The following is a 4,894-nucleotide window of genomic DNA, read 5'->3' as shown; positions in this document are numbered from 1 at the left end:
TTCGGCAAGTTGAAGCAACAACGCCGCATCGCCACCCGCTATGACAAAACCGTCCTGTCGTTCGAAAGCTTCCTCAACCTCGCCGCTACACGGCTATGGCTGAAGTCTTTTGTCAACGCGGCCTAGTATCCGAGCTATATGGCGTTAATAATCTAAGGCTTATATTTAAGGTTAATGAGGGCAGCGATGTCGTAGGTTCTTATCAGACGGGCATTATATAGTCTGACATAGATGTATGCTGAACACCTGATGACAAGTTGGCGAGTAGAAGCTCATCCATAGCGCCGACAGAGCGCCTCGGTGAGACGAGCGCAACAAGCAGACGACAAAAAGCCGCGCGAACCAACGTAAGTCGTCTTCACAGAGTCATCGATGCCAAGATTGACATCAAAATCGGATGGGGCGTGCCCAAAGAGGTGGATTCATCGGCCTGATCTCCATCGGTTGTCATTCCAGCCTATTGAACGCCATCACGTCCGCCTGGACAGCGCGGGTGAGCGTAAGCAATTCTGCTGGAAAGAGCGACAGGTCATGATCGCGGCTGCGACCGATCGTGGTTGGACGCAGTAAATCTTGCGGAAAGGAGATGGTCGGTTCGAGCCCCAGAAAGCGCCTCAATCGAGGCCAATACCACTCGGGCTGCCTGCAATAATCTTCATAGGAAATGGCGATAAAGCGATCACCCATATGCGCCGAGCCATAGTCAAGCGCGGCGCGGTTCGCTGCTATCCAATAGTGTAATTGGTGCAGCCGCAACGGGGTGTCGGACTCTATGGTGAGTCCGTAAATATGGCTCCAATGCCTGGCCTGCCAGGTGTTGGCGCTGAACGCCATGTCGAGCCCGTCGCGGACAACATGAATGTAGCGCATGTGCGGAAACCGCGTGGCCAGTTGCGGCAGGAAGATATGCGTGTTCGGTTCCTTCCAACCCCAGAATTGGGCTGCCGTCAGGTTTGCCGGCCCGCTATCGATCAGACTGTTTGCATCTTCAACGGTTGCCCCACATTGCCACGCTCCAAGTGGCGGCAGATCGGCGCGCAGTTGCTGCAGAAGCGTGCGTTCCTCGGGTGTCAGGGAGTCACGCAAGCCGATGGTCATGGCGCGCACGAACAGATCAGCCGCCGCGACCACCTCACTGGGGTTCGGTGCAGTCCGGCTCCATGCGGCGCGTTTGAACAGGACAGTGAACCAAAGATTGTCGAGCGGCGTGTTGAGCCGTCGACCAAGGGCGATCCCGGCGGCTTGCAAGGTCGCGGCAAAAACCCGCGTGCCGGACCCTCCCAACCCGCCGATGGCCACCAGAGGCTCTGTGAATATCTGCACTGTCATGGACTCCCTGAAATTGACGGCGAGGTGGTTGAGCTTCCCTACGGACCTTTCGGGTGTCAAGCGAACCCCTGCCGGTCCCGAAATCGGGATTTATGCGACTGTGTGCGATATCAAGGCTTTTCATCTTCTGACTGTCGGGTCTAGATGAGATCAGAATTGGCTCTTGCTTATGCTCCAGATGCAAAAGGTAGAATGCAATGGCCCTCACCAGTCAGACGCCACAGAAAATCGTCAACAAACCGCGCCTGCTGTTTCGGCCCGATGCTGTGCTGGGCTGGCGCCTGACGCCCGACCATGCGGTGCGCATTGGTTTTCGTGACGGGATATTGCAGACGATCAATCCCCAAGGTTGGCGGCATGTGCCGAGCCAGGATAGGTTCATGCGCCCTCGCGTGGCATTTTACGGCTGTTCATTTACCTATGGAACCGGCCTTGCAGACGACGAAACCTATACAGCGTTGCTGCAACGTGATCTGCCCGATCTATGTATTTTGAACCGTGGTATCGGGGGGCACGGTACCGTGCAAAACCTGCTACAGATGCGCCGCGATATTGCAGCGGGCGACATCGATGCGGCGGTCTTTGCCATCATCAGCGACCACCGATTTCGCAACATCGCCCATCCGCAGCGGATGCGGCAATATCTCAACCGCGAATGGTATAAGTTAGGGGTGGAACATGTGCCGGTTGCGCGGCTGGATGCAGCAGGGCAGGTTCAGATCACCTATCCGCAGATTTGGCAGCCCGCCCTTCGGGATGTCAATTTCAGCGCGTTCCTGCCCGATGATTATATGATCAACCAGGCTAGTCTTGCTGTACTGGAGCTTGTGCAGAACACAGCCCAAGCTGTTGGATTGCCTCTGGCCTTTGTGCTGCTGGACTCTCTTGATGCGGTATTCAACGCGGCTGTCTGCGACAGGCTTCCGCAGACGCGCGACATTTCAACACCGCATGATCATGCGCATCGATTTCTGCCGCACGACATCCACCCCAATATGCTGGCGAACAAACTATATGCCGAGCGGCTCGCACCACTCGTGACGGAGCTTTGCAGCGCAGTTCGAACCGGGCAAACCATATGAGCCAGACAGACTATATCCTGGGGATTTCTGCCCATTTTCATGACTCGGCGGCAGCATTGGTGCAAGGCGACCGCATCATTGCCGCAGCGCAGGAAGAACGCTTTTCCCGCAAAAAAGCCGACTGGCGTTTTCCTGATCAGGCGATCCAATATTGTCTGTCACAATTGCCGGAAGGGGCCAGCCTGGACAAGGTGGCCTATTATGAAAATCCAGCGCTCAAGGTGCAGCGCATTCTTGAAACGGCGCGGGAAAAGCTGCCGTCGGGCGCGCGGCTCTGGCCGCAGATGGTGGAAACGTTCAGAAATCTGTCACAGCTATTGCCGCGTCAGTTGGAAAAGGTGGCGGGCGATACCGACCGCGTCATATTCGTGCCGCATCACCGGTCCCATGCAGCGTCGGCTTTCTATCCCTCGCCGTTTGAAAATGCGGCCGTTCTGGTGCTGGATGGTGTCGGCGAATATTCCACAACGACGCTTTGGTCAGGAGGCCCAACCGGTCTTCACGCCACAGGCGAAATTCAATTCCCCCACTCTCTGGGGCTATTTTACAGTGCTTTCACGCAGTATTGCGGGTTCAAGGTGAACTCGGGCGAATATAAGCTCATGGGCCTGGCACCGTTTGGCACGCCGGAGTTTCGCGGGAAGATCAGGGACGAACTGATCGACATCGGTGAAGACGGGTCTTTCACGCTCAACATGGATTATTTCAATTTCGATCGGGATCTTAGCACCATCTCACCCTTGTTCGAGATGCTGTTCAAGCAGCCACATCGTCATGAGACGGCCGCGATCACCCCCCTTTACATGAATATGGCCGCATCGGCGCAGGCGGTGCTGGAGGAGGTTGTGCTCGCATTAGCCAAGACCGCTCTGGACCGCAGCGACAGCCGAAATCTCTGTCTGGCAGGAGGAGTGGCTCTCAACTGTGTGGCTAACAGCCGCCTACGGCGCGACCTTGATGGGCTTGAGGGGCTTTGGATTCAGCCTGCCGCGAACGACGCGGGCGGGGCGCTGGGTGCTGCGCTTGAGGTAGCACGAACACAGGGCGGCCCAAGACAGAAGCCCGCAGGCGACGGCATGGCCGGGGGGTTTCTGGGCCCCGAATATTGCGACGCCGAGATTCAGGGCGCGCTGGACAGCACAGGGCTGATCTATGAAAGCGTACCCGATCCCGCCGACTATGCCGCTCTTGTGGCAGCAGGGTTGGCCGCAGGCGAGATCGTGGGTCATTTTCATGGGCGGATGGAATTTGGGCCGCGCGCCTTGGGCAATCGCTCGATCTTAGCTGATCCGCGCGGCAAGGACACGCTGAGCCGGGTCAATCGTTCGATCAAGTTCCGCGAAGACTGGCGTCCTTTTGCGCCCATCATTCTGGCCGATGAAGCCGCGACCTATTTCGAAGAGCCGACAGACAGCCCGTACATGCTGCTTGTCGCGGATTTGAAAGCTGCGTTTCGCGGGCCAGACGGCGTGGGCGACGCGCGCGCTCAGGGACATCACACGCCGATGCAGTTGCAAAATGCCGTCACCAGCCAGTTTGCGGCGGTGACCCATGTGGATTTCAGCGCGCGGCTACAGACGATCGATCCTGCCGCAGGGGCGCGGGCGGGTTTGATCCTGAAGGCATTTCACGCCATTACGGGCTGCCCGATGTTGATGAACACATCGTTCAACGTGCGCGGCGAGCCGATCATATGCACGCCAAAAGATGCCATTGACTGCTTTCTCAACACGCATTTGGATCTGTTGGCGATCGGCGGATATCTGGTCCGCAAATCCGCGCAACCCGCCTGGGTGCGCCAGAAAATCGGGAGAACGCGTTTTGCCGCCGATTGAACATGCCGAATTTCTGGAACGCTTCATGCTATTGCTCAATGAGGCAGGCGCAGGTGGCACAGCCCGAGCAAAGGGCCTTGCGCCGCCGATGGCGGCGCTCGACATGCCGTCACAAAGCTTCGCAAATGTGTACGGCAGAGACGAAAATTTGCTCGTAACAATGGCAGCGCAGGCACGCGATTGCGATGATCCCGGTATGGCCAGTTTGCTGACGGGGCTTGATCGGGCGCTGCAGGACGGCACGCTGGATATCAAAGCCACGCCAGAATCAGCACCCAGGCTGACTCAATATGTCTATCCGGTTGTCTGATGATGCGAACGCTGCCAGCGCACATGTTGCCACGGTAGCGCTGATCGAGATGCTAGCGTAATCGAGTGCTACTTCGAACGTGTCGAAGCTTATTCCATTTGTGTACGTATGTTAAAGATCACAAAATAACCGAAATAGCTGCTTGTTCGGCCTTAGATCTCAGGGCATCGTCCACATTATTTCTTAATAAAGTCGCGGGCATTATAGGCTTATCCGTGTCGATGGCGATTGAGCAGATTTCAACTAGGCCATTTTGACAAAGGATTTTAGCCATAGGCGTGCGGCGGCGAGGTTGAGGAAGCTCTCGAACGAGAGGACGGTCTTGTCGTAGCGGGTGG

Annotated in this window: 4 protein-coding genes; 3 read left to right on the top strand and 1 reads right to left on the bottom strand. The window is 56.8% G+C overall.

Translation table 11 applies throughout. The features are described from left to right. Positions 1-447 precede the first annotated feature (447 nt). The gene (locus J2W40_RS20375) at positions 448-1,389 is read right to left on the bottom strand and encodes a sulfotransferase (RefSeq protein ID WP_310227781.1); all 942 of its coding nucleotides are present in this window, start codon (positions 1,387-1,389) and stop codon (positions 448-450) included. 137 nt (positions 1,390-1,526) lie between these two features. Between J2W40_RS20375 and J2W40_RS20370 the strand changes: the two genes are divergently transcribed. The 3 genes from J2W40_RS20370 to J2W40_RS20360 all read left to right on the top strand — a co-directional run bounded on the left by J2W40_RS20370 (position 1,527) and on the right by J2W40_RS20360 (position 4,556). After that, complete coding sequence (locus tag J2W40_RS20370) at positions 1,527-2,411, top strand: SGNH/GDSL hydrolase family protein (RefSeq protein ID WP_310227780.1); 885 nt, start codon at positions 1,527-1,529, stop codon at positions 2,409-2,411. Then, positions 2,408-4,246 carry a carbamoyltransferase family protein gene (locus tag J2W40_RS20365; RefSeq protein ID WP_310227779.1) on the top strand — a complete coding sequence of 613 codons (1,839 nt, stop codon included), beginning with the start codon at positions 2,408-2,410 and terminating at the stop codon, positions 4,244-4,246. The genes J2W40_RS20370 and J2W40_RS20365 overlap by 4 nt, the downstream gene beginning before the upstream one ends. A gap of 88 nt (positions 4,247-4,334) precedes the next feature. Beyond that, positions 4,335-4,556, top strand: a complete 222-nt coding sequence (locus J2W40_RS20360; protein WP_310227778.1) for a hypothetical protein — start codon at positions 4,335-4,337, stop codon at positions 4,554-4,556. The last annotated feature ends 338 nt before the right edge of the window (positions 4,557-4,894 follow it).

The sequence above is a fragment of the Sphingobium xenophagum genome, assembly GCF_031457465.1.
GTDB lineage: Bacteria > Pseudomonadota > Alphaproteobacteria > Sphingomonadales > Sphingomonadaceae > Sphingobium > Sphingobium xenophagum_A.
This window is presented reverse-complemented; position numbering and strand designations above follow the sequence as displayed.